We start from the raw sequence: 24,874 nt of genomic DNA on the forward strand, positions 1-24,874 counted from the left end.
CGGTTGACGAGAAGGCACATCTGTCATCTAACCTTATTAATGGTTAGAAATCGCGATATCGCTTCGCCTGCAAACGACATCACGTTGTCCGGGGCCGGTATCCTTCATGGTATGCGCCGCCTTTTTCTCGTCAGCCTGTTTGTCGCGCCTTTTGGTGTCGCCTTCGGCGCGGCGGCCGTCGAACACGGTCTTGGACCTGTCCAGGCAACGGTGATGAGCCTGCTGGTCTTCACCGCCACCGCGCAATTCGCGGCCCTCGACCTTCTGGGGGATCAGGTGGCCTTTCTGTCTTTGTTTCTGGTCACGCTGACCTTGAGCGCGCGGCATGTGGTCATGGGCGCCGCTTTGTCGGGCTGGATCAACCGGCTTCCGGTGTTCAAACGTGCCGCGGCGCTTGTCCTGTTGAGCGACGCCAACTTTGCCGATGCCCATCCAGCGCTGCGCGACGGGAGCACCGATCTGGGCCGGTTTGTGGGCGGGGGACTGATGCTTTGGCTGGTCTGGGGTCTGAGCACCGCAATGGGCGCCTTCGGGGGAACGCATCTGGGCGATACAAGCGCATTTGGCTTTGGTGCCATCATGGTCTGTTTTTTCGCCGCGACCATGGTGAGAATGCTGCGCGCCTCCTCTGGTCTGCTGTTGCCGGCGATGATCGCGATGCTGATTTCGGTGATCACGCAGCCGATATTGCCGACCGGCTGGAACATCATGCTGGCCGCCGTCGCCGGGGGCGCCCTGGCGATCTGGAGGCCGCATGAGTGACAGCTCCTTCACCCTTGCGCTGGTCGTGATGGCTGTCACAGTCTTTGTCACCCGATGCGCTGGCGCTCTGCTGATGTCGCGTGTGAGCCCGACACCGAAAAGCGAACGGTTTCTTGAAGGGGTGGCCGCCTCGGTGATCTCGGCGCTCGTGGCGTCCCAAATCATGACCGGCGGCCTGGAAAATCTCGCAGCGGTGATTGTCGCCATTCTCATCATGCTTGTGTCCGGCAGCATTGTGGGCGCGATGCTGGCCGGGATGATCACGGCTGCGGCAGGTCTGCTGATCTTCCCCGACCTAAGCTGACACCAGATCATCGATGCTTAAGGCCTCTCCCGACATGCCTCGGCTCGGGGGAGATCAGCGTCGCCCAGTTCCCGTCTTGCGCCATCCCGTGTGAGGGGATGGCGCCCAAGCTATGTCAGTTCACCCGGTTCCAGGTTTGCTTTGAGCAGATCAGTCCGCCGGCCACGCAGCCCCGCAGGGCAAGCGTATTTCCGTTCAGGCTCATCTTACCGATATAGATTTTGTTGTTGGAGGGCCGCCAGACCTTGCCCTCGTAAGCGCCGCCGCCCTTGGGCATCATATCGATGACCAGCGTCTTTCCGATATTGGGTGATTTGTATTCGCCGGACCCGTCGAAGGTGCGCGCGATCACACCGCACACCGCCGCCCCGCATTGTGTCATCTGGATATGCGCGTAAGAGCCGTCGTCGGGCTGCGTCTTCCAGGTGCCCAGCACCGGATCGGCCACCGCGGTTCCGACCCATCCCAAAGCCGCCACCGCAGCGATCATCAGTTTTATCATCTTGTCCTCCCGTTTTCGCATAACGGTGACCGATCGCGTGTGGTGGGGCAAGCTTGACTTGGGGTCGCGTTGCATTCCGGGGCCGCTGGTGTCAGACAGGCGCGCGACTGACGAAAGGCACCCAGAATGATCCTTTATCCCGCGATTGACCTGAAGGACGGACAGGCCGTGCGCCTTTTGCGCGGAGAAATGACCGAAGCAACGGTCTTTAACGACGATCCGGCGGCACAGGCCCGGGCGTTTGTCGATGCCGGGTGCGACTGGTTGCACCTGGTCGATCTCAACGGCGCTTTCGAGGGCAAACCGGTCAACGGCGATGCGGTCGACGCGATCCTGGACGCCTGTCCGGTTCCCGCCCAGCTTGGCGGTGGCATCCGCGATATGTCCACGATCGAGACATGGATCAGCAAAGGGATCGCTCGGGTCATCCTGGGAACGGTTGCCGTCGAAAACCCCGACCTGGTCCGTGATGCCGCGCGTGCCTTCCCCGGCCAGGTCGCTGTCGGCATCGACGCCCGCAACGGACGTGTCGCCACCAAGGGCTGGGCCGAGGAAACGGACGTGATGGTGACGGATCTCGCCAAGTCTTTTGAAGATGCCGGCGTCGCCGCCATCATCTACACCGATATCAACCGGGATGGCGCAATGCAGGGGCCGAACATCGAAGCAACCGCCGCTCTGGCCCGAAGCGTGTCCATCCCCGTGATTGCTTCTGGCGGCGTCTCCTCTCTCTCGGATCTGCTGGCTTTGCGTGATTGCGGAGCGGAGTTGAACGGCGCCATTTCAGGCCGAGCGCTTTATGACGGTGCCATCGATCTGAAAGAGGCGCTGACGGCTCTCAAGTGACGCAGCGCATCTGGCCCGGGGTATTTAGCGATGGATCCTTGCGTCTCCTTCCTCCGGCGCGCTGATCTGTTCGTCATGCGATGTTGCGCAGGTCCCGACCGGTTGCTCAAGAAGGTAACATCCTCCCCACCCTTCTCGTTTTCGGATTGTGCATGTCACATCCTTTCCCAGCGCTGAGATGCCGCGTTGCGGGACCGCCGGCCGTGGGCTTAGCTGACACGTGCGACGCGGCGAAGGCCGCTCTATTCAAGCGGATGTCACCCTATGACCCTTTCCAAGATCTCGCGTGCCCCCCTTCCTGCCGACAGCCTTTTGCATCAGCGCTTCGAAACCGGCGATTTCCTGGACTGTTTCGCGACCGAGGCCGCACTTGGCGCCCGGGACGCGGCGGAGATTGTCACCGATTTTCCCGGATGGGCCCAAAGCCTCGTCCAGCTTCGCAACCTGTTGGTCGCGCCTTTCGGGCTGCGCGGTGACAGCCCGGATGTACCGGACAAGATCGGGCTTTTCCCGGTCGAAACCGAAACCTCGAACGAGGTGATCGCAGGCTTTGATGACAAACACCTCAACTTCCAGGTGTCTGTCTATGCCGATGGCAGCCGCGTGTCGGTCGCGACATGGGTGCGGCCTCACAATCTGGGCGGGCGGGCGTATCTGGCAACGATCATGCCATTTCATATTTTCATAGTCCGGGACGCGCTGGCGCGGGTGGGCCGTGTCGACGCGTCCCGGGCTCGACCTGCTTGACGCAGATCAGTTGGCAGCCGCCTCTGTCAGATTGCCGAGCGCGCCCTGCATGCGGGAAATGACCTCGGCATCCCCCGGGATTTCGAGAGCAGAGAGCATATCTGCCGGATCCTCGTAGACCAGCCAGACCTGACCGGTCCCGTCTTCGTAAGCCAGCACCTTCAGCGGCAGGTAAAGTCCGGCGAGCGGGTCCGCCTGCATGGCCGGTGTGCCCAGCTTGGGATTGCCGAAAATCAGAAGCTGCGCGTCCGACAGCTCCATCTCGACGCTGGCGGCCCCTGCCCCGTGATCAACCCGCGCAAAGACCGTGCCGCCGGCATTGCCCACGGCGGCCTCCAAGGCATCAATGGCCTCGCCGACGCTTTTGCTGGTTTCAATCTTGGTCAATTCGCCTGCCGCGGCGGTAAATGTACTGGCCAGCGTGACCATGCCCGCGACAAAAAGAGATTTCATTTCAAAGTCCTCACTTGATGATGTCATCGGCAAATCGCCACAGCATTGACGCCCTTGCCAATCACATCTCTGGCATCGGCGCGGCTTTGCCGCTAGGAGGGCGGCGAAAGAGGAGTTGCCATGCTCAAGACCCGCATCATCCCTTGCCTGGACGTGGCCGACGGGCGCGTCGTCAAGGGCGTGAACTTTGTCGATCTTGTCGATGCCGGCGATCCTGTCGATGCCGCCCGCGCCTATGACGCGGCGGGCGCGGATGAGCTTTGCTTTCTCGACATCCACGCCACCCATGAAAACCGCGGCACGATGTTCGATGTGGTGCAACGCACCGCCGAACAATGCTATATCCCCCTGACCGTGGGTGGGGGTGTGCGAAGCCGCGAGGATGTGCGCGATCTTCTGCTCGCGGGCGCGGACAAGGTCTCGTTCAACTCTGCCGCCGTGGCGCGCCCGGGCGTCGTTGCCGAAGCGGCGGACCAGTTCGGCAGCCAGTGCATCGTCGTCGCCATCGACGCCAAGACGGTCAGCCCCGGAAAATGGGAAATCTTCACGCATGGCGGGCGCAGACCCACCGGCATCGACGCTGTGGAATTCGCCCGCACTGTGGCCGCGAAAGGCGCTGGTGAGATCCTTTTGACCTCGATGGATCGGGACGGCACCCGCGCAGGGTTCAATCTGCCCCTGACCCGCGCCATTTCAGACGCCGTCGATATCCCGGTCATCGCGTCCGGCGGTGTCGGAACGCTCGATCACCTGGTCGAGGGCGTCACGAAAGGTGGGGCCAGCGCGGTCCTCGCCGCGTCGATCTTTCATTTCGGCGATTTCACCATCGCCGAGGCAAAGGCGCATATGGCAGCTGCCGGTATTCCCATGAGGCTCACATGACGCTGGAAGAGCTTTTCAACACCATCGAAGCGCGCAAATCGGCGGATCCGCAATCAAGCTGGACCGCCAAACTACTTGCCAAAGGGCCCGAAAAATGCGCCGAGAAGTTCGGTGAGGAGGCCGTTGAGGCCATCATCGAAGCGGTCAAGGGCGACCGCGACCGCCTGAGATCCGAAGCCGCGGACGTGATCTATCATCTGCTTGTGATGCTTGCCGCCCGGGATGTGTCGCTCTCCGATGTCCTGGACGAACTTGCGGCGCGGCAGGGAACATCCGGACTGTCGGAAAAAGCCGCGCGCTCTGAATAGGTCAGAAATTCCGGGTCAGGCCGATCTGACATTCACTGACATCGTAGTCGAAAAACGCGATATTCGAGCGGTTTACCGTGTGCGAGCAGGTCAGCACGGGCGTGAAGCCGCGCCAATCCAGGTTGGCGTTCTGAAACGACGCATCAATGCGAAGAAACTCGTCGCCGCGCGTCCGGCTCGTCAAAGGAAAGGTATCCTTGTAGTCGCGCGTTCCGATCTCGAAGCTCATGCCGGTTGTCAGTCCTCCGGGCCACTGCTTGATAACGCGGCCAAAGACCGCCCCGCTGGTATAGTTCTGATGCAGGGCATTGGGTCGGCTTTCATCCAGGCGCACACCACCGACGAAGGTCAGGTCAGGCCGGGGGGAAAACGCAACCCCACCGCTTCCGGAAAAAAACGGCCCATCGAGCGGCGCTGCGTCGGGATAGGTTCTTTCCTCATAGCTCGTTTGCACAAAGACACTTGTGCGGGCCCCGATCCTGCGATCCAGACCAGCCTGAAGGCCGATCGCGGAATTGTCGTCGTCATCCTCCCGCCATGTCTTGCGCGCATAGGGCCCGACGAACCACTGGTATTGAACGGCCCGCCTTTGATACCGCGCGCCAAGGGACAAGGTCGCGGAATTGTGGATCGCATCTTCATAGCCGCGTCCCGTAACGGACCAATCAAAGACAAGGCGATCCGTCCGCGACAGCGGATGGCGCAGATATCCAGAAAGCCCCAGAAGCAATCCAACACCCGACGCCGCGCGGCTGGTAATCCGGGATGGCGGGATGTTCGGATTTCCCGGATCGAATACCGTGTTCATCGTGCCGCGATTGATGTTGGTCGATGGAAGCATCGCGAAGTGCCCGGCAATGCCAAGGGGCTGTTCGCGGTCAATTTCAGACAGGAAGATGTGGTAGCTCTGCCGCATCCGCGGGTCGGGATCTACCTGCAACAAGGCGCGAAAGTGGTGGGAGGCCGCGCGAAAATCACCGTGCAGAAGAAGAGTATGCGCCAGTTCCCGACGCGCGTTGATATATGTGGGCACGCGCTGAAGGATCGAACGGAACACCGCAATCGCGGCTTCGAATTGTCCGTTTGCCTTCAGAACCCGTCCGCGGAGAAAGGCGCGGTCCTCCGGGGAAGGATTGGTCTCTTCGAGAAGCGCTTGGGCCTCGGCCACCTGCCCGGTCGCGACCAGATCCACCAGCCTGGCGTCAAAACCGGGCGCGTCGGACGCGCGCAATGGGCTGCCCGGGACACCCAAGAATGCAATACAAAGACCCGTCAGCAGGCCAAGCCGAACCTTCACCCCGATCCGCAAGACTTATGGCGCGTCAGCGATGATCCCGCCCACCAGCACACCGTTGTTCTGCGAGTGCCCCGCAAAGGCCGTCACTGTCCGGTCACGCCCGATAAGACCCTGCATATTGCCCGTCACGCCGCCATAAGAGGCGGTTCCGCCGACAGATGAGCCGTTGATGGTGCCCGCAACGTCCAGACCGCCCGATTGACCGGTCAATGTTCCGGCATTGAAATCGGCATTCAGCGTGATCCGGCCTTTTTGATTGTCAGCCAGGGCAGCGGTGACATGGCTAAGCTGGTAGTCCCCCGTGTAAGTTGCCGTTGCTGCCGTTGGTGCCGGACCGACCTGGGTGTCCGGAGCGATCCCGGCAACACCAAGATACCGTGTCGTGCCGGCGATCCGGCCCGTCTGGTAGCTGAACCCGCTCGTCACGCCGTTTTCGGTAACAAGGATACCCCCTTCCGTACTCGTGCCGGATCCTGAAAAACCCTGATCCGGTATCGAACCATCGGACCGGAGCGTCACCAGATTGCTGTCGGGGGTAAGGGCGCCGTATCCTGGGCCGGAACTGCTTGAACTGCTGCTGCATGCCGACAATGCCAAGGCAGATGTCAGGATTGCAAATGCATGAAGTATCTTCATCTTCGTCATTCCCCTCAAAACAATGCATACGAGAAAGGATGCCTTATTCGCGAGGTACGTACCCGTCCCAACCGGCAACCGATAGCGCATCGGGTTGCGACTGTGGGGTTGCAGAGAACAGAGCGGTCAAGAAAAACATCGCTTTTCGGATCTGACAAGAAAGGCTTCCGCTGTGACGTCCTGCTCAAAGCGCGTCATGAACAGTGTTCCCTGCCCCGATTGCCGGGGAAAACGATGTTTGATGGAACGTTCCATTTGCTGCGCACCGTTCAGCGAGACAGCAAAAGATCAAAGTTTTGAAGAGATTACGCCTGTTGCAAACCCGCCCATGCGCAATTCACCAAAGAGCCGCTGATATTCGATTTTCGGACATCTGTTCTGGATGACGTCGACCCCGCGCGCTTCGGCCCTTGCTGCCGCTTCGCTGTGTTGCACGCCTATCTGCATCCAAATCGTTTTCAACTTGGGAAAAACCTCAAGCGCGTCATCCACAATCGGCGGCACGGCCTCGGATCTGCGGAAGATGTCCACCATATCCACATCGCGATTGATTTCGGCCAGTTCCGCGACAACCGGCTGTCCAAACAGCATCTTGCCCGCATGGCCCGGATTGACCGGCAAAACCGTGAAACCCTTCAGCGACAGGTACCGCGCCACGTAATAGCTCGGCCGGACCGGGTTCATCGACACGCCGACAACGGCAATTGTCTTGGTGTTGGTTAAAATGTCTTTCAGAAAAGCATCGGAATACGTCATGGGGCGACAGTATCGCGCGTGCGTAAAAGAAAAAAGCGCTCAGAACCTTGGTCCTGAGCGCAAGTCACGGAACGAGGGACAGTGAAGTGACCCGCGAGAGTTCCGGTCCCGCGGTCATGACTAAGAGATAGGCACCGCACGCGGCTTCAAAAGAGGCAGTAAAAGGCTCGTGAAGTACGTTTTATGTAGATCGGCGACTTTTCGCCGATCAGCCATAAAGAACGGACGGCCAATGCGCGTTGGCCTTGGCGATATTGCCAGGCACGTCACGCTCCCACAAGGCGCGGACGCGGGTGTTGAAATTGAGATAAAGCTTGCCGTCCACGATGCGCCACGCATCCGGCTCGGTCTTGGCCGTGTACCCGCGCGAGACCGCGTAAGCGCAATAACCGCCGTATTGCGGTGCATAGGCCTTTGGGTTGGCCTCGAACGCGGCGCGATTGGAGGCGGAGGCAAATGACCACATTCCACGCTTCCATTTCAGCTTCAATTCCGGGCGCCCGCGCACGGGCTTGCCGTCAACGAAGTAAGAGACCGGATCATAGCCGTTGATGACGTCGCCGTTGCGGATAAAAAACCACGATTGTTCCGCCTGCGCAGGCAAAGCGAACCCGAACGCGAAAGAGGTGGTCAGCCCGGCAAGAAGCTGGCGGCGGTGCAACATGGACGACTCCAAGACAGCATAGAACAAGGGCACAATCGCAGAGCCCCCGATTCCAGGCCAGAGCGGTGACGCAGATGTGAGAGCCGGTGACCGCGCCCGTTAGTCCAGAATGTCCTCGATCACGTCAAAGGCCTCTTCAAAGACTTTCTTCAGTATGCTTTTCCGCCGCTTGCGCTTTTTCGGCTTCGGCGGTTTGCGCGGCACCTCCCGATACACGGGGGCCTGCTTGCGCGCCCGGCTAGCAGCCACCAGGTCACGCTCACCATGCTTGTCCTTGCGCAATCGTTTCAGATCATGAAGCGGCGCACCGCAGGCGGAACAGGACAATTCGTGCCGGTCCCGTCCGTTCAGAACCAGCGCCGCCCGTGTACCGCAATAACAACATGTCGCGATTTTCGTGGGATATCCGATGTCAGCCCCCTGCCTCTGTTGTCTTGGATGCATATAGCGCAATCGCCGCCGCATTTGAGACGTTGAGCGATCCAAAGCCGCGAGCCGCGTCAATGCGAACCAGGGCATCGCAGGTCAGCTTGGTCTTTTCGCGCAGCCCCGGCCCTTCGGACCCGAGCACCAGAGCGACCGGACGCGTGGACTGATCCTTGAGCGTCGCCTCGATGGTCTCTTCGGCGTCCCCGTCCAGACCCAGAACGATGTAGCCCATATTCTGCAGTGACACGATCGTGTCGGAGAGGTTGCGCACCCTCAGATACGGCTGCCGCTCCAAAGCGCCGCTTGCCGCCTTGGCCAGAGCCCCGGTTTCGGGCGCGGAATGATGACGCGTGCCAATCACCGCCGACGCGCCCAGAACTTCTGCCGAACGAAGGATGGCGCCCACGTTATGCGGATCGCTCACCCGGTCGAGCAAGAGCAGGCGCGGCGTCTCAGCACCGACGGCCACGTCCTCTAGCGGTCCCCAGTCAAGCGGCTTGACCTCCATCGCCGCGCCTTGATGAACCGAAGCGGGATCAAGAGGGGCGCTAAACTTCCGCGGATCGACCACCTCGGGCACCAGACCCGAGGACGCGATCGCATCCTCCAGCTTGGCCGCGGCATTTCGCGTGACCATGAGGCGCAGCTTTTCTCGCCTGGGGTTCAGCAGCGCATCCCGAACAGCATGAAGACCAAAGAGCCAAACAGTCTCTGACGCGGCGGCCTTGCGGGCTTGTTCCTTTTCGATAACCCATCTGGGTTTTTTCATTTTATCCCCCGAAAACCATCGGTCTTGCATGGCGCGTTGGCACAGGACTTTTCCTGTTGACGCCCCTCAGACGCGCTTGTAATCACGCGTTCACGCCCGGTGCAATGCACTTGGGCGCGTGGGCGACAGGCCGCAAGGTGTGGCAGGGGACTGTAACTCCCTCGCGGAGACGCACGCCTGGTTCGATTCCAGGGTCGCCCACCAAACCTCCTAAAAATCCAATAAAATCAATGACGACCTGTCCCGCAACCTCTTCTTTTGCGCTATTATAAATCAATAAGTTAGCAGCTGGGTGTCCCGCAGTTCTCGCCGGAATTGCGAATCTCACAGAAAATCCGGCGACCGTCTCCTGCGCCGACCGTCTCCCGGCCCGTTATGCTTGCACCGCGCTTCCTCTGGCAGCGCCATGATCGCAACGTTCAACTCACCCAGGGCCACATTCAAACTGTGCGCCACGCCCTTGTCGCAAGGATAAGTGAAGGTGCTGCACTCCCCATATCTGACCACGTCGTCGCCGAGCGCAGTCTTTCCTCTCATGTTGATTGCACTGCAGGCATATTCAGTGAGGACCGAACCTTTCACGATCCCGGGATTTCCATGTTACTGTCTACATCACTCGTGTCCGCCCAAAAGGCTGAAGTTCATCGAGAAAGACTGACCCATAAATCTGCAAAATCAGCCTATCGGAATAAAACCTACGTAATTTTTGCACGAGCATTTAAGCTATGGGGCAGCGGTGAGACAATAAGTCGAAATGCCGTTTCCCAATTTTCATCATAGGTTTCTTATGCAACTTACCTTTCGAACAAGATCAGACGCTGAGAGCGCTAGTATACCAATCAGTGTCGATGTTATCACTGTCATACAGTCTCCCTTGGTTCTTAGCTTTGTTAGAGATCCAGCTGGAACAGCTCTACAGACCGGTGGAGGGGACAACTGGTCACCGATAGGCGATGTATATCCGGATCATTGGGCATTCAACAACACCCCTGGAACGACCAACATGGCCCCCGCCATCCAAAATGCGGCGGGGTTTTCCCGAACAGTTAATTTTTCTGAAGATACGTATTTGGTATCTAATCCGCTCGTTTTCTCATCCAATAGAACACGGCTCATAGGAGTTCGAAATACAAGACTGTTATTCAACCAGGGCCCAAACGCAAATGCAGGGATTTGGTTTGCGAGCAGCTCACCGGAAATACCAGGCACCCTAGGACCGAGTAACTGCCTACTTCGCAATATGATTATTCAAAGTGTTTACGATGATTTAGCCATCGAACTTCAGGCATCTATACGATGCACAGTAACAACCGGCATGACATTTGAGAACGTCTCTTTCCGAGGAGGGGCACCGAGCATCCTGCTGGAAGGCGCCCGGAACACCACAATCGATAACTGTGGGAACGTTGCGACAAATACTTTTACACAGAGGCAAGAGGCAATCATTAAACAAACGTTCTGGGTTTATTCTGACGACAGCGTTGAGAAAGGCTTCACAACCCGAATTTCAAAGGGCTCATGGTCATCAAGTTCCGGCAACGGATACCAATATGAAGCGGGTCTTCTTATTGAGGTTTCGGATGGCACTCTTTTGGATGACTGGGTTTATTTCGGAAGAAATCTGATTGATGTTTTGGTGCGCCCATTAAGAGCAGACGCTGCCTGCTCAGGAATACGTATCGGAGAAGCATGGCTTGATGATGGAGGGGCGGCTGATCGCTTCCTGAATACAAACCTTAAGCTTGATGCGACCGCAGCTTCGGGAGTATTCATATCCGAAGTTTTTTCGAGCGGTGGATTTTTCACTAATAACCTGACAGCTGTGGAGATCGCCGCTGGTCCAGGAAACGTTCAAGGTCTATCAGTCTCAGGCGGCGCGTTTATTAATGTTGGCGGTGATGTAGTTAGAATAACAGACAGCGATACCTCGCCTAGAACAAATATATTTCTTAGCGGAGTTCAAATTCTTACCTGGGCAGCAGTACAAAACGGCAGCATCATAAGTGCAAACAACGCAAGCCATTTCTCATTGTCCAATGTTGTCGCAAAAGGCCCCACAAACGGCACCACTGCATCTGTATTCAGCTCAGCGTCCGGAAACGTTCGATTGGCACGCGCTGCGAGCTGCAGTTTTTTTGGAACACCAGTGATTGTAAGCCAACTCGATCAACCGAATTTTGCAAATATCGATATTTCAAGTGACTGCTTCTGGTCAGGAGGTGATGTCTCAACTTTTGCTGAAAGGGGTGAAAACCTTACATCATATATTGTCGAAACAGGGAGTGATATTGATGGAAAATATGAAAAATATTCTGATGGCACTTTGAAATGTTGGCATAAAATTGATCTGGGCTCCATAGCGGCAGAGGGTACGGGTACATTTGATGATCCCTATCGCAGCGCTGCTATCGCTTGGACATTTCCGATACCGTTCGTAGCGCCGCCAGATTTCGTTCGGCACTCAGTGTCCGTGGAGGGTTCTGGAAACCGTCTTCGCCAGCTTGCTGGAACGAGTCATCGGACCCAAACGGAAACACAAGCCACGGGCCTGGTCGCGTATCGGATTGGCAGTCGCTCGGATCCGGACATTGCAGTGATTTCTGTGGAGGCAGCCGGACGGTGGCGTTAGACGAAGCAAGTTGGACGGTACTGCCCTGAACTCATTGACCGCGGTGGCGCTTACTGGTAGCCCAAGGTCGCCCATAAATTTCCACTGACATCCAACACGCGACATTCTTCTTGCCACAGCGCGACCGAAGTCCCTGGCGCGATCTTGGCACGGTGCAGGCAACATCCGTTCAAACGACAGCTTTGCGTAGGGCATTTTGATGTCGCATGCAGAATGTTTGCGCGCGCCAAGAAAGTGTGAAACTTTCGGAAAACGGCAACGGTGCGATGCACCACCCGGGTTTTCGGAGTGAGTTAGTTTACGGATACAACATGACGAAACGCAAGATCCGCAACATGGAAGAGTTCGCCGCCGTAAGTGGCATTTCCCGTCCGACCGTATCCAAGTATTTCAACGATCCCGACAGCGTACGCCAATCGACCAGAAGCAAGATCGAAGCGGCGCTGAAGCAACACGAATACAGACCCAACATCTTCGCCATCAATCAAAACCGCAAGCTGACCAAGAATGTCGGCATCGTCGTGCCCTACCTCGCAGACCCGTTTTTCGCCGAAATCGCGCGCAAGATCGAACAACGTTGTATCGCCTGCGGTTACCGCCCCACCCTCTACAGCGCGCATGGTCAACCCGAGCTGGAGATCGAGATACTTGACAGCCTGCGATCCCTGAAACCTGCGGGTGTTCTCCTGGCCCCCCTTGGACGGGCTTCTGACCGGGCCGCGGTGGCGAAATTCTGCGAGGACGTTCCAACCGTTCTTTTCGACAGCAATCTTCCCGGCCTGGGACTGGCCTTTGTCGGTTCGGACAATCCGCAATTCTCCATGCTGATCGTGGATTATCTTTGCCGGACCGGCGCGCCGCCCTGCTTCTTTGAGATGAAAAAACCGTCAAACCCGAATGCCAACAAGCGGCGTGAAGGCTATGTCGCGGCGATGGAGCGTCTGGGGCACGAGCCGCAGATCGTCCAGGCATCGGGCCAGGGCTGGGATTTCGAGGAAATCGGTCGCCGCGAAGGGCGCAAGGCCCTTGAGACAAAGCAGTTCGCGACGAACACGGTGCTGTGCAGCAATGACCGTCTGGCGATCGGGTTTCTGACGGCCTGCTACGAGATGCGATTGCGCGTCGGGCGCGACGAGGACAGTGCCATTCGCGTCGCCGGGCAGGACGATCATCCGTTCGCGCGGTTTACCTGTCCGCCGCTGACAACCATCGCGCAGGACTACGAAGCGATCTCCCGGCATGCGGTGGATCTGTTGTTTCGCGCGGTGGAAGACGAAAGGTCAGAAAGTACCCGTGAGACGCGATTGTTCGAAGGACAACTGATCATGCGGGATTCGGCCTGAGTCTCCCAAAACTTTTCGCGCGTAAAAATTTAAATTGACACTCTGCAGATACACTGGGTAGCGTTTCGCCGTAGCATCCAAACACAGGGAGGAGTCGGATGTACGTATTAAACGCACTCCGGGCGGCGACGGCGATATCGCTTGTCGGGGCGAGTGTCGCTTCGGCCGAAACCATTACGATCGCGACGGTGAACAATGGCGACATGATCCGCATGCAGGGTCTCACCGACGACTTTACCGAAAAGACGGGACACCAGGTCGAATGGGTGACCCTTGAAGAGAACGTGCTCCGCCAAAGGGTGACGACGGATATCACGACGAAGGGCGGTGCCTTCGACGTGATGACGATCGGCATGTACGAAACGCCGATCTGGGGGCAAAACGGCTGGCTTGTGCCGCTGGATGACATGCCCGCGGAATACGATGTTGACGATATCCTGCCCGCGATGCGCGGCGGCCTGTCTTATGAGGGCACGCTTTACGCAGCACCGTTCTACGGCGAAAGCTCGATGATCATGTATCGCACGGACCTGATGGAACAGGCCGGCCTGGACATGCCGGATGCCCCGACATGGGACTTCGTCGCCGACGCCGCACGCCAGATGACCGACAAGGACAACGAAATCTACGGCATCTGCCTGCGCGGCAAGGCGGGCTGGGGCGAGAACATGGCGTTCCTCACCGCAACCTCGAACGCCTTCGGCGCACGCTGGTTCGACGAGGACTGGCGTCCCCAGTTCGACAGCCCGCAATGGAAGGAAACACTGACCTTCTATCTGGACCTGATGGCGGATGCCGGACCTCCGGGCGCGTCCACGAACGGGTTCAACGAGAACCTATCGCTTTTCCAGCAGGGAAAATGCGGCATGTGGATTGACGCCACCGTGGCGGCCTCGTTCGTGACGAACCCGGCGGATTCCTCGGTCGCCGACCAGGTCGGTTTTGCCCTCGCTCCGGACACGGGGCTTGGCAAACGAGGCAACTGGCTTTGGGCTTGGGCGCTGGCCATTCCAGCGGGCACCGACAACGAAGATGCGGCGAAGGCCTTCATAGAATGGGCCACGTCGAAGGAATATATCGAGCTTGTCGCCTCCAAGGAGGGGTGGGCCAATGTGCCGCCCGGCGCACGGACCTCGCTTTACGAGAACCCCAACTACAAGGACATTCCGTTCGCGCAGATGACCCTTGAGAGCATCTTGTCCGCGGATCCCACCAATCCGACGGTCGATCCGGTGCCCTATGTCGGCGTTCAGTTCGCGGCGATCCCGGAATTTGCAGGCATCGCCACCGAAGTCGGCCAGGAATTCTCGGCCGCGCTGGCCGGGCAGCAAACCGCTGAAGAGGCACTGGCCAAGGCGCAGGCCTTGACCGTCGATGCCATGGAAGCCGCAGGTTACTGAACGGCCCCTATCATTGGGGAGGGGCGGCTGAACCGCGGCCCCTCTCCACCCTCACCTTTCCTGCCCCGTCGATATCGGCCCGTTGAGGAACCCCGTCATGGCGACCCAGCATTCAAGATCCGCGGCGCGACTGATGATGGCGCCAGCCGTGATCCTGCTTTTGGGCTGGATGCTGGTCCCGCTGACCATGACGCTTTGGTTTTCCTTTCGTCGATACCTGCCCCTTCGTGGTGGCGATCTCGGCTGGGCCGGTTGGGACAACTACGCCCGCTTCCTGAGTTCGAGCGCCTTTTGGCCCAGCGTGCAGGCGACGTTGATGATCGTCGGCGGGGTGCTTGTCATCACCATCGTCTTCGGGGTTCTGCTGGCCCTCCTTCTCGACCAGCCGATCTGGGGTCAGGGCATTGTGCGTGTTCTGGTCATCGCCCCGTTTTTCGTAATGCCTACCGTCTCGGCGCTGGTCTGGAAGAACATGTTCATGGATCCGGTGAACGGGCTTCTTGCCCATACCTGGGAAGCCGTGGGACTGGTGCCGGTCGAATGGCTGAGCCAGGCCTCGCTCCAATCCATCATCCTGATCGTAAGCTGGCAATGGCTGCCCTTTGCAACACTCATCCTGCTGACCGCCGTGCAGTCACTGGACAGCGAACAGCTTGAAGCCGCCGAAATGGACGGCGCGCCCGCGCTGCAGCGCTTTTGGTTCATTGTCTTGCCGCACCTGTCGCGCGCGATCACCGTGGTGATCCTGATCCAGACGATCTTCCTCCTGGCGATCTTCGCCGAGATCTTCGTGACCACGCAGGGATCCTTTGGAACACGCACCCTCACCTACCTGATCTACCAACGCGTCCTGGAAAGCCAGAATGTCGGTCTGGGCTCTGCGGGCGGTGTCTATGCAATCATCCTGGCCAATATTGTGGCGCTCTTTCTGATGCGCATCGTCGGCAAGAACCTGGACAGCTGAGGAGCCGAGATGTCACGCGCGATCAGCACAAGACGCAAGCTGCTCAACACGGTCCTCGCCTGGACAATCGGGCTGCTGATCTTCTTTCCGATCCTCTGGACCATTCTGACCAGCTTCAAGACCGAAGCCCAGGCAATCAGTGACCCACCTGTTTTTTTCTTCTTTGACTGGACCCTGGAGAACTACGCGATCGTGCAGGCGCGCTCTGACTACATGCGGTTTCTCTGGAATTCGGTGATCATCGCCGGAGGCTCCACGGTGCTGGGCGTTATCATCGCGATCCCCGCGGCCTGGTCCATGGCCTTCGTCCCCTCCAAGCGCACCAAGGACATCCTGCTTTGGATGTTGTCGACAAAGATGCTGCCGGCTGTGGGTGTGCTCTATCCCATCTATCTGATCTTCATCCAGCTTGGGCTGCTGGACACCCGGATCGGCCTCACGCTTATTCTGATGTTGATCAATCTGCCGATCATCGTCTGGATGCTTTACACCTACTTCAAGGAAATCCCCGGCGAAATCCTTGAAGCGGCGCGCATGGATGGTGCGACGCTGAAAGAGGAAATCCTCTATGTCCTCACACCGATGGCCGTGCCGGGCATCACCTCGACGGTTCTGCTGAGCATTATCCTTGCCTGGAACGAGGCCTTCTGGACTTTGAACCTGACCGCAGCGAATGCGGCACCACTCACGGCTTTCATCGCCAGCTATTCCAGTCCGGAAGGTCTCTTTTTCGCCAAGCTCAGCGCGGCAAGCACCATGGCCATCGCGCCGATCCTGATCCTGGGCTGGTTCAGCCAGAAACAACTTGTCCGCGGTCTGACATTCGGCGCCGTAAAGTAAGGGAAGAGTATGGGACGCATCCGACTTGATAAGGTCAGCAAAAGCTTCGGCCAGGCCGAGGTGATACCGCCCCTCGACCTGACGATCGAAGACGGTGAATTCACGGTGTTCGTCGGGCCTTCGGGATGTGGGAAATCGACCCTTCTTCGTCTGATTGCCGGGCTTGAGGACGTGACCGGGGGACGGATCGAGATTGACGGCCAGGATGCAACAAACGTCCCGCCCGCCAAACGCAGGCTGGCGATGGTGTTTCAGTCCTATGCGCTCTACCCTCATATGTCGGTGCGCAAGAACATCGCCTTTCCTCTGAGGATGGCGAAACTGGACAAGGCCGAACAAACGCGCCGCATCGAACAGGCGGCGGCGGTTCTGAACCTGACCGACTACCTCGACCGGCGCCCGGGTCAATTGTCGGGCGGGCAGCGGCAGCGGGTGGCCATCGGGCGCGCCATCGTCCGCGAACCCGCGGCGTTTCTTTTTGACGAGCCGCTGTCGAACCTGGACGCCGCTTTGCGCGTGGGCATGCGTCTTGAGATCTCAGAACTGCATGAGCGGCTGAAGACCACCATGATCTACGTCACGCACGATCAGGTCGAGGCGATGACGATGGCCGACAAGATCGTGGTTCTGCGCGCGGGTCATATCGAACAGGTGGGCAGCCCTCTGGAACTCTATCGTGCTCCGCGCAATCAATTCGTTGCTGGCTTTATCGGATCCCCCACGATGAACTTCATCGCAGGCCCCGAAGCCGACAAGCGTAAGGCGCACATAATCGGCATTCGTCCGGAGCATATCGGTGTCTCTGAACAAGAGGGCCCTTGGTCTGGCGTGGTCAGCGTATCCGAGCATCTGGGGTCGGATACCTATTTCCATGTGGCACAGACGGGTCTTGCCGACACGATCACCGTGCGCGCCGATGGCGAGGTCGGCTTTCGCCATGGCGACCGCATTCACCTCAGCCCGCGCGAAGATATGATCCATCGCTTCGACACGGAAGGTTTGCGCATCTCATGACACGCTTGGCCGGGAAATCCGCATTGATCACGGGCGCGGGGCGCGGCATCGGGCTCGCCTTTGCCAAAGCCTATCTGCAAGAAGGTGCGCGCGTTGCGCTGGCCGACATAAACGGGGATCTGGCGCACGAGGCCGCCGACCGTCTTGGGGCCGGCGCCATGGCCGTGAAGATGGACGTGACACGGCAGCAAAGCATAGAGGCGGCTGTTGAGCGGACGATCGAGGCGCATGGTCAGATCGACGTTCTGATCAATAACGCGGCCCTCTTTACCGCCGCACCTATCGTCGAGATCCAACGGGCGGATTATGCGCGTGTCTTCGAGGTGAATGTCGCCGGAACGCTTTTCCCGCTTCAGGCCGTTGCGCGGCATATGATCGACCGTGGCATTCGGGGGCGCATCATAAACATGGCCTCTCAGGCCGGGCGAAGGGGCGAGCCTCTCGTCGCGGTCTATTGCGCCACCAAGGCGGCCGTCATCAGCCTCACCCAGTCCGCAGGGCTTGATTTGATCCGCTACGGGATCCGGGTCAACGCCATTGCCCCGGGCGTCGTCGATGGTGCGCATTGGGACGGGGTGGATGCGTTTTTTGCCAAGTATGAAAACAAGGCGCCGGGTCAGAAGAAGGCCGAAGTCGGCGCAGCCGTCCCCTATGGCCGGATGGGCCGGGCGGAAGACCTCACCGGGATGGCCGTTTTCCTGGCGAGCGACGAGGCGGAGTACATCGTTGCGCAATGCTACAATGTCGATGGCGGCCAATGGATGAGCTGATGTGTGATGCGCGCCCCTCTCCCAAGGTGCCCCTACCGCTGCGCGACGCCACACTTGGACATCTGCCAGATCATGTCCTGGGACTGTCCTACGACCGCGCAGTCCTCAGCCCCGGCATCGTGCATATCGGTCTGGGCAATTTTCACCGGGCGCATCAGGCCTGGTACATCCACCGTCTCATGCAGCAGGGGCTGGCACAGGACTGGGCCATCCTGGGCGCTGGCATCCGGGCTGGCGACGCCGATCAGCGCACACGTCTTCTGCAACAGGATTGCCTGACGACGCTGATCGAGTTGGCACCCACCGGGCGTACCGCCGAAATCTGTGGCTCCATGATCGGGTTTTTGCCGGTCGAAAGCGGAAACCAAGCGCTGATCGCGCAGATGGCCGATCCGGGAACCCGCATTGTCTCGCTGACCATCACCGAAGGCGGATACTTCACCGACCCCGCGACGGGCGGCTTTGATGCCAGCCATCCCGATGTGCTTCACGACATCGAACATCCCGACGCGCCGCGAACGGCCTTTGGCGCGATGGTGGCGGCGTTGCGGTTGCGCAGGATGCGCGGTGCCGGTCCGTTTACAGGGATGAGTTGCGACAACCTGCAGGGCAACGGCGCGATCTTGCGCCGCGCCGTCGTGACACTCGCCCGTCTGACCGACCCGGATCTGGCGGACTGGATCGATGCCTCCTGCAGCTTCCCAAATTCAATGGTGGATTGCATCGTTCCCGCGACAAGCGCTGCCGAGATCGCCCTCGCCCGCGACCTCGGCATCGAGGATGCTGCACCCGTAACCCATGAGGATTTTCGCCAATGGGTGATCGAGGACACCTTTTGCGCGGGGCGCCCGGACTTGGCGCGAGTCGGGGTGACACTGTCAGATCGGGTGCATGACTACGAATTGCAGAAGATCCGTATTCTCAACGGCGGCCATCAGGTCATCGCGAATGCGGGCGATCTGCTCGGGATCAAGACCATTGACGGGGCGATGGATCACCCGCTCATCGGCGCCCTGTTGAGAAAGGTCGTTCTGCAAGAGATCGCACCCCACGTGCCATCGGTGCCGTCCTCTACGGCGCAGCAATACTTTGACCTGATCGAGCGTCGTTTTCGCAATGCGGCCATCGGCGACACGACGCGCCGGGTTGCCTTTGACGGGTCAAGTCGTCATCCGGGCTTCATCGTGCCCTCTATCCGAGACGGGCTTGCGCGCGACATGTCCGTTGACGGGCTTGCATTGGTATCAGCCATCTGGGCGCGATATTGTCAGGGGCATCGCGACGACGGCTCGGTGATCGCGGCGAATGATCCCAACTGGACGATGCTCCAAACCCAGGCCCGGGCCGCGATGACCGATCCGATCCGCTGGATAGAGATGCAGCAGTTTTACGGTGATCTTGCCAACAACGCGCTCTTTGCGGAAAGATTTATCCGTTGGTTCAAAGAGATTTCCGATACCGGGATCGAAAGCGCCATTCAAAACTATCTGTCCCGGTGAAAAGCGTGATCCCGACCCAGACGAACAGCCCCATCACGTCACAGATGCAGCAGGTCCGATGATCCTTTGCTGTGGCGAAGCTCTGATCGACATGATCCCGGTCGTCACCGACGACGGCCAGATCCTCTACCGGCCGCATACCGGAGGGGCGGTGTTCAACACGGCCCTTGCCTTGGGCCGGCTGGGCGCTGAGGTCGGGTTGCTGACCGGCCTTTCCACCGATCGTTTTGGCGATCAGCTCAGCGCCGCGCTGCGCGAAAGTGCCGTTGATCTTTCTCATGTCATCACATCGGACCGGCTCACGACGCTTGCCATGGTTCATCTACAGGACGGGCAAGCAAGCTATTCATTCTACGATGAAAACTCCGCCGGACGGCTCTTGCGCACAGAGGACATGCCGACCCTTAAAGCTCCGGTCACCGCGTTGTATTTCGGCGGCATCAGTCTGGCCTGTGAACCAGCCGCGGATGCATATGCCGCGGTGCTGCAACGGGAAAGAGAGACCCGCAGCATTATCGTAGATCCGAATGTCCGTCTCGGGTTCGCCTCCGACGAAGGCACCTACAGACATCGGCTGAACCGCGTGATCTCTCAGGCCGATCTGGTCAAGGTATCGGACGAGGATCTTGACTGGATCATCGCAGGGTCCGCCCCGATCGAGGAAAAGGCCGCCGCGCTGCGCAAGATGGGACCCCGCATCGTCGTGCTGACCCGCGGAGGAGACGGCGCCACGGGCTTTGTGCGCGACCAACGTGTCGATGTCGCCGCGATCAAAACCGAAAGCGTGGACACGGTTGGCGCCGGTGACACGTTCAATGCGGGCCTCCTGTTTGCCCTTCAAAACATGGGTCGGCTGGGGCGCGAGGAACTGTCCGCGCTGTCTGCGTCAGACTTGCGGGACGCTCTTGAATTTGGCGCCCGGGTCGCGGCAATCACGGTGTCGCGCGCCGGGGCGAACCCGCCCTGGGCTCACGAACTCTGATCGCCCCTTCGTTCACCGGCTTCGCTGGACGGCGGACTGAGACACCGCAGCAGAACCCCGGATGGGGCTCTCCCCGCAGATCTATTGACCGTTGCTGCTATGCTGCGGCTTCATCGTTCTGCATGCTGGTCAACAGCCAGCTTTCTAGCGCCGCAACATCAGGTGGAAGCTCGACGGCGAAATCCCCGCTAAACTCCAAAAATGCGTCCTTGTTGAGCGCGTTGAGTCCCACCAGCACCGGTACATCAAGGGCGAGCGCCTCTGCCATCACCGTCCGGAAACCGCGCCCTTCGGCTTCGTGCTTTCCGAATTTGTTGACGATCAGACAGCCCGTTTCCTGCGACACACGCTGAGAAACCAGACCGACCGCCTCTTCCAGTGCGGATGGGTTCAGCCGACAGCCCCGGGCCTCAACACCCAGCGTCTGCGAAATCCGGATCACCGGGCCGTCCGGCAAAACGTTCACATCCATATCGCAAGGTCCATTGCAGGGCCGTTCGGTATTGATTTGCACCGTGCCAGTCACCTTCACACCCCGCGCCAAAAGCGCCTTGGCCAGTTGAAAAAGCAAAAGGTCGGTATCTCCGCGCCCGGGCGCCATGGTATAGGCCATGTGCATCGCTGGATCCTTTCAATCGTAAAACGGCTGGAACTCGACAAGAGACCCTTGAGGAAGATGGTCCACTTCGGACGGTAGAAACAAGAGGCCATCGGTCGCATGCAAGCTGGCAATCCGTGCCGAATTCAATCCAGGCTCGCAGATCACACGGTCGCGACCCTGCATATCAGGCCCACAAAGACGGGCAGGCCTGATCTCGCAGCGCCCGGCTTTATGAGACACCGCTTCGTTCAGAACGACCATACGCCGTGGGACGGCGGACCGCGCCACGCCGCTCAGCACCTGCAAAAGCGGTTTGCCGAAAAGCTGCCACGTCACGAAGGCGGAGAGGGGATTGCCGGGCAGTCCCAGCCAATGACAGTTTCCCACACGCCCTAAGGTTACGGGCTTGCCGGGCTTCAGCGCGACACCGCTGAAAAGAGTTTCTCCTCCCAGCGCGTGGATGACCTGCTTCATATGATCTTCCTCGCCAACGGAAACCCCGCCGCATGTCACCAAAAGATCGACGCGTGGCACCAGAGCGGCGATCGCGCGCAACACGGCGCCCGGATTGTCGGCGACATGAACGATATCGACAATCTCTGTGGCAGGCGATGTCAGCGCCGCCTGCAGCATCGGCGCGTTGACGTCCCAGATCTCTCCCTCGGACAAGTCGGATCCGCTCTCTCGCACCTCATCTCCACTGGTCAGAATTGCGAGGCGAAGTCTGGGCCTGACCGCGACGCAGTCTTGCCCGGCCGCTGCCGAGGCGGCGATTTCGCGGGGGCCAAGCAATACGCCGGGCGGCACCAGGGCGCTACCGGCCTCGCGCTCTTCTCCGGCAAAGCGGATGTGCTGGGCAGGATGCACCGCCCTGTTCAGCACAACGAAATCGCCGTCGCGCACGACGTCTTCTTGCATGACAACGGCATCTGACCCCTCTGGCACAGGCGCGCCGGTAAAGATGCGATGAGCCGTGCCGGGGCAGAGGGGCCCCTGCGGCGCGCTTCCGGCAGGCACCCTGCCCCTGACCGCAAGGCGCTAAGGGCCATCGCCTTTCAGATCAGATGTCGCGACTGCATAGCCGTCCATCGCAGCATTGTCGAAGAGCGGCATCGGTGCGCGGCTCACCACGGGTCGCGCGAGAACGCGCCCCTTGGCCTGCTGAAGCGAGCACCTCTCAGGCACTTGCGGCGGCGGAACAATTCGGGCGATCCGCGCCAGCGCGTCCTCCACCTCGATCAGAGGTTTCGAAGACATGCGCGCGCAACAGGCGCATCCATCCGCTTCGATCCGATCCTGAACGTTCATACGCTTGCTCCCTCAGCCCTCATCCGGGCATGGGCCGCGCCCAGCGCCGCCAATGCAACAAGCGCCTGACGTCCGCTGAGGTGCGTGGCGGCCAGCTTTTCCAGCACCAGGGACATCGCTTCGCGTGATCCCGCGACGAGGTCACAGAGGGCATCCTTCCGTTCGGCCCGCATGAGCGCCTCGACCGCGTGGGCGATCTGGGCGGCGCTTCCCGACGACAACAGGCGCGCGACCGCAGCGCGGCGAACCGGCAGAGCGTCGTCTGCGACAGCAGACGGCAGGTCTTCGGGCTTTAACCAGCCGATGGCTTCGGCGCGGATAAGAGGATCAGGATCACGATGTGCCGCTTTGCGTGCGGCATCCCCTTCGGGATAACCCGACAGAACCTGCAGCGCGGCCAATCGCACAACAGCGTCCTCACCCGCCACGGCCCGCAGCGCGAGGCGGGCTGCGGCCGCGTCCAGAGCGTGCCGGGACTTGCGCTGGGCAAGGGCCTGCCAAGCCGACCGGTATAGTGGATTGCCGGGATCTGCGGCCCAGATCATGAGGGATCTTTCGATCTTCTGTCCAGCAAGCATCGCGGCAATCGCCATCGCTTCGCGCGATATGGCTAGTGAGATGTCCTCGGGCCCTTCGACAGAGCAGCGCTTGCGTGCCTTGTTCCCGCCCCGCTCAGATGAGATGTCCTTGCTTTGCAAGTTGTGGCTTCGGGCGAGGATCTCCGACAGCGTTGATTGACCATCCGGCGGCGCCGTCCCTGCATCCTGCGGTGCGGAGCGGACGATTTCACCGTTCGGCGTGATATGAAGGCTAGGCTGGACCGAATCCAGATCCGGACGCCTCGTCTCGATATCCGCGCTTTCTGCCGGGCTGGGAGGCGCGGCATCGGGATCAGTACCGGCGATCAGCTTGGCCAGGAGGTCCTGCGCGGTCTCATCGCCCAGCGCGGCCCGGTCACGCAGGAGGATTAACGTCGCGGTCCGCACTTGCTGCGCGGGATTGCCCAGCAAAGCCACAAGCGCGTCACAGGGAACAGCAGGCTGGACCTTGGCAAGGGATCTGGTTGCTGCCAGCCGAGCCTCAAGCGGGCGGGCCCTATCGTCAATCAGCCGCAAAAGGGCCGCCGCGGCCTGCTCCGGCGCCCAGTCGGGCAAGGACCGCGCCGCTTGTGTCATCAGCACGGCAGGCCCGCCCTGAAGCCAGGCCAGCATGTTGGCGATCAGATCCTCCTGCAGATCCGCTCCCTCCGCCGGGCTCAGGCATGCAAGCGCTGTGGCCTGAACCTCCGGCGCCGGGTCAGAGAGGGCATCGAGGACCAGCATGGGCTGCGCATCAGCGGCGCGAAGCAGTGCCGCCCGTCTCACATCGGCATTGGGATCCGTTCTCACGCATCCGGCCAATTCAGTCGCGCCCGGGTCGAGGCATCCGACGCCGACCAATCGAAGCCTGGGATCCCGGGATCCGACCAGCATGTCGAGATGCGCCGCAAGATCACCAGGGGCTTTGCGGGACAGGACCTCGGCTGCGCGTCGTGCGGCCAGCCCGTGTTCAACCTCGACGATGGCCAAAAGCCAAGACAACCCCGCCTGACCCAGACACGACAGCGCCTCAAAGACCGGCCCATCCAGGGTCTGGCCCAATTCGTCATCGCGCGCCGCAAGCATGTCTTCGATCGCCTCCACCGCGCCCATCTGACCGAGTGCCGCGATGGCCGCGATCTGCACATCCAGCCAGTCTTCCCAATCGCTGCCCTCGTCTTCCCACGCGACCTCATCTTCGGCTCGGGAAAGGACAAGCCGCCGCAGCAGGCCAAAGGCATCCTTGTCCTGCAAGCGGGCAAGAGCGGCGATTGCCGCAACCTTAACCTCGCGCACCGGATCGCCTGCCAGAGAGAGGCGGATCGTCTCTGCGTCGTCCTGCGTACCATGATGGGTCAACCCTTCCATCGCGTCGGCGCGAATGTCGGGATCCTGATCCAAAAGGGCGGCAAGAAGTGTTTCGCGCACGTCCTGCGTCCCCGCCGGAAGCGCTGCAAGCGTTCCGATGGCCGCAGAGCGCAGCACCTCATTTTCGGAGGCTGCATAGGACAGCAGCGGTGTCATCCAGTCTGCCGGCAACGGGGTATCGTAGGCAAAGTCACGCATCAAAATCTCCCTCGAACACAGCCCG

At 59.9% G+C, this 24,874-nt stretch carries 26 protein-coding genes, 1 tRNA gene and 1 pseudogene; 16 read left to right on the forward strand and 12 right to left on the reverse strand.

Annotated features, from left to right (window positions below):
- Nucleotides 1–39 precede the first annotated feature (39 nt).
- Both CFI11_RS14780 and CFI11_RS14785 read left to right on the forward strand, forming a co-directional pair.
- A complete protein-coding gene (locus tag CFI11_RS14780) occupies nucleotides 40–762 on the forward strand; it encodes an AzlC family ABC transporter permease (protein ID WP_130407257.1) in 723 nt (240 codons plus the stop codon).
- The gene (locus CFI11_RS14785; protein WP_130407259.1) at nucleotides 755–1,066 is read left to right on the forward strand and encodes an AzlD domain-containing protein; all 312 of its coding nucleotides are present in this window, start codon (nucleotides 755–757) and stop codon (nucleotides 1,064–1,066) included. The genes CFI11_RS14780 and CFI11_RS14785 overlap by 8 nt, the downstream gene beginning before the upstream one ends.
- A 115-nt stretch (nucleotides 1,067–1,181) precedes the next feature.
- Here the strand turns inward: CFI11_RS14785 and CFI11_RS14790 are convergent, their stop codons facing one another.
- Entirely contained in the window at nucleotides 1,182–1,568 is a 387-nt protein-coding gene (locus CFI11_RS14790) for a DUF2147 domain-containing protein (protein WP_130407261.1), read from the reverse strand.
- Between the two features lie 126 nt (nucleotides 1,569–1,694).
- Between CFI11_RS14790 and hisA the strand changes: the two genes are divergently transcribed.
- On the forward strand, nucleotides 1,695–2,414 hold the full coding sequence (hisA, locus tag CFI11_RS14795; protein WP_130407263.1) for a 1-(5-phosphoribosyl)-5-[(5-phosphoribosylamino)methylideneamino]imidazole-4-carboxamide isomerase: 720 nt from the start codon (nucleotides 1,695–1,697) through the stop codon (nucleotides 2,412–2,414).
- 264 nt (nucleotides 2,415–2,678) lie between these two features.
- Nucleotides 2,679–3,161 carry a DUF2867 domain-containing protein gene (locus CFI11_RS14800; RefSeq protein ID WP_130407265.1) on the forward strand — a complete coding sequence of 161 codons (483 nt, stop codon included), beginning with the start codon at nucleotides 2,679–2,681 and terminating at the stop codon, nucleotides 3,159–3,161.
- Nucleotides 3,162–3,167: 6 nt separating this feature from the next.
- Here CFI11_RS14800 and CFI11_RS14805 read toward each other — a convergent pair whose 3' ends face one another.
- Complete coding sequence (locus CFI11_RS14805) at nucleotides 3,168–3,614, reverse strand: DUF302 domain-containing protein (RefSeq protein WP_130407267.1); 447 nt, start codon at nucleotides 3,612–3,614, stop codon at nucleotides 3,168–3,170.
- 120 nt (nucleotides 3,615–3,734) lie between these two features.
- On the opposite strand from CFI11_RS14805, the gene hisF reads away from it, so the two are divergent.
- A complete protein-coding gene (gene hisF, locus CFI11_RS14810) occupies nucleotides 3,735–4,496 on the forward strand; it encodes an imidazole glycerol phosphate synthase subunit HisF (protein WP_130407269.1) in 762 nt (253 codons plus the stop codon).
- Nucleotides 4,493–4,804: a phosphoribosyl-ATP diphosphatase gene (locus CFI11_RS14815; protein WP_130407271.1), complete on the forward strand. Its 312-nt coding sequence runs from the start codon at nucleotides 4,493–4,495 to the stop codon at nucleotides 4,802–4,804. Before hisF ends, CFI11_RS14815 begins: the two co-directional genes overlap by 4 nt.
- Before the next feature lies 1 nt (nucleotide 4,805).
- On the opposite strand, the gene CFI11_RS14820 is transcribed toward CFI11_RS14815, so the two are convergent.
- The 6 genes from CFI11_RS14820 to rlmB form a co-directional block, all read right to left on the reverse strand.
- Nucleotides 4,806–6,035: a surface lipoprotein assembly modifier gene (locus CFI11_RS14820; protein ID WP_217358701.1), complete on the reverse strand. Its 1,230-nt coding sequence runs from the start codon at nucleotides 6,033–6,035 to the stop codon at nucleotides 4,806–4,808.
- 81 nt (nucleotides 6,036–6,116) lie between these two features.
- Nucleotides 6,117–6,737 (reverse strand): hypothetical protein, encoded by a 621-nt coding sequence (locus CFI11_RS14825; protein ID WP_130407275.1) that lies wholly within the window; start codon nucleotides 6,735–6,737, stop codon nucleotides 6,117–6,119.
- Between the two features lie 288 nt (nucleotides 6,738–7,025).
- The gene (locus CFI11_RS14830; RefSeq protein ID WP_130407277.1) at nucleotides 7,026–7,493 is read right to left on the reverse strand and encodes a CoA-binding protein; all 468 of its coding nucleotides are present in this window, start codon (nucleotides 7,491–7,493) and stop codon (nucleotides 7,026–7,028) included.
- 208 nt (nucleotides 7,494–7,701) lie between these two features.
- The gene (locus tag CFI11_RS14835; protein WP_130407279.1) at nucleotides 7,702–8,157 is read right to left on the reverse strand and encodes a YHS domain-containing (seleno)protein; all 456 of its coding nucleotides are present in this window, start codon (nucleotides 8,155–8,157) and stop codon (nucleotides 7,702–7,704) included.
- Nucleotides 8,158–8,256: 99 nt separating this feature from the next.
- A complete protein-coding gene (locus tag CFI11_RS14840; RefSeq protein ID WP_371687432.1) occupies nucleotides 8,257–8,601 on the reverse strand; it encodes a hypothetical protein in 345 nt (114 codons plus the stop codon).
- Nucleotides 8,570–9,355, reverse strand: a complete 786-nt coding sequence (gene rlmB / locus CFI11_RS14845; RefSeq protein WP_130407281.1) for a 23S rRNA (guanosine(2251)-2'-O)-methyltransferase RlmB — start codon at nucleotides 9,353–9,355, stop codon at nucleotides 8,570–8,572. The genes CFI11_RS14840 and rlmB overlap by 32 nt, the downstream gene beginning before the upstream one ends.
- Nucleotides 9,356–9,475: 120 nt before the next feature.
- On the opposite strand from rlmB, the gene CFI11_RS24345 reads away from it, so the two are divergent.
- The 10 genes from CFI11_RS24345 (at nucleotide 9,476) to CFI11_RS14890 (ending at nucleotide 20,796) form a co-directional block, all read left to right on the forward strand.
- A tRNA-Tyr gene (locus tag CFI11_RS24345) sits at nucleotides 9,476–9,559 on the forward strand.
- Between the two features lie 799 nt (nucleotides 9,560–10,358).
- The gene (locus tag CFI11_RS14850) at nucleotides 10,359–11,984 is read left to right on the forward strand and encodes a hypothetical protein (RefSeq protein WP_130407283.1); all 1,626 of its coding nucleotides are present in this window, start codon (nucleotides 10,359–10,361) and stop codon (nucleotides 11,982–11,984) included.
- A gap of 311 nt (nucleotides 11,985–12,295) precedes the next feature.
- Nucleotides 12,296–13,327, forward strand: a complete 1,032-nt coding sequence (locus tag CFI11_RS14855) for a LacI family DNA-binding transcriptional regulator (RefSeq protein ID WP_130407284.1) — start codon at nucleotides 12,296–12,298, stop codon at nucleotides 13,325–13,327.
- A 203-nt stretch (nucleotides 13,328–13,530) separates the two neighbouring features.
- On the forward strand, nucleotides 13,531–14,727 hold the full coding sequence (locus CFI11_RS14860) for a sugar ABC transporter substrate-binding protein (protein WP_371687433.1): 1,197 nt from the start codon (nucleotides 13,531–13,533) through the stop codon (nucleotides 14,725–14,727).
- A 97-nt stretch (nucleotides 14,728–14,824) separates the two neighbouring features.
- Nucleotides 14,825–15,691, forward strand: coding sequence for a carbohydrate ABC transporter permease (locus CFI11_RS14865; protein WP_130407286.1), 867 nt, complete (start codon nucleotides 14,825–14,827; stop codon nucleotides 15,689–15,691).
- 9 nt (nucleotides 15,692–15,700) lie between these two features.
- Complete coding sequence (locus tag CFI11_RS14870) at nucleotides 15,701–16,531, forward strand: carbohydrate ABC transporter permease (RefSeq protein WP_130407287.1); 831 nt, start codon at nucleotides 15,701–15,703, stop codon at nucleotides 16,529–16,531.
- A gap of 9 nt (nucleotides 16,532–16,540) precedes the next feature.
- Nucleotides 16,541–17,545, forward strand: a complete 1,005-nt coding sequence (locus tag CFI11_RS14875; RefSeq protein ID WP_130407289.1) for an ABC transporter ATP-binding protein — start codon at nucleotides 16,541–16,543, stop codon at nucleotides 17,543–17,545.
- Complete coding sequence (locus CFI11_RS14880) at nucleotides 17,542–18,315, forward strand: L-iditol 2-dehydrogenase (RefSeq protein ID WP_130407291.1); 774 nt, start codon at nucleotides 17,542–17,544, stop codon at nucleotides 18,313–18,315. Before CFI11_RS14875 ends, CFI11_RS14880 begins: the two co-directional genes overlap by 4 nt.
- Complete coding sequence (locus CFI11_RS14885; RefSeq protein ID WP_254448926.1) at nucleotides 18,315–19,814, forward strand: mannitol dehydrogenase family protein; 1,500 nt, start codon at nucleotides 18,315–18,317, stop codon at nucleotides 19,812–19,814. Before CFI11_RS14880 ends, CFI11_RS14885 begins: the two co-directional genes overlap by 1 nt.
- Nucleotides 19,815–19,872: 58 nt before the next feature.
- A complete protein-coding gene (locus CFI11_RS14890; RefSeq protein WP_130407295.1) occupies nucleotides 19,873–20,796 on the forward strand; it encodes a carbohydrate kinase in 924 nt (307 codons plus the stop codon).
- Nucleotides 20,797–20,893: 97 nt separating this feature from the next.
- Here the strand turns inward: CFI11_RS14890 and CFI11_RS14895 are convergent, their stop codons facing one another.
- The 4 genes and pseudogenes from CFI11_RS14895 to CFI11_RS14910 form a co-directional block, all read right to left on the reverse strand.
- Nucleotides 20,894–21,409, reverse strand: coding sequence for a DUF2478 domain-containing protein (locus CFI11_RS14895; RefSeq protein ID WP_371687434.1), 516 nt, complete (start codon nucleotides 21,407–21,409; stop codon nucleotides 20,894–20,896).
- Between the two features lie 18 nt (nucleotides 21,410–21,427).
- Complete coding sequence (locus CFI11_RS24630; RefSeq protein WP_254449095.1) at nucleotides 21,428–21,658, reverse strand: hypothetical protein; 231 nt, start codon at nucleotides 21,656–21,658, stop codon at nucleotides 21,428–21,430.
- A gap of 51 nt (nucleotides 21,659–21,709) precedes the next feature.
- Nucleotides 21,710–22,705, reverse strand: a pseudogene (locus CFI11_RS24635) (molybdopterin molybdotransferase MoeA); the annotation flags it as partial.
- On the reverse strand, nucleotides 22,702–24,849 hold the full coding sequence (locus CFI11_RS14910; protein WP_130407303.1) for a HEAT repeat domain-containing protein: 2,148 nt from the start codon (nucleotides 24,847–24,849) through the stop codon (nucleotides 22,702–22,704). The gene CFI11_RS14910 and the pseudogene CFI11_RS24635, both read right to left, overlap by 4 nt.
- Nucleotides 24,850–24,874 lie beyond the last annotated feature (25 nt).

Source organism: Thalassococcus sp. S3, from assembly GCF_004216475.1.
GTDB lineage: Bacteria > Pseudomonadota > Alphaproteobacteria > Rhodobacterales > Rhodobacteraceae.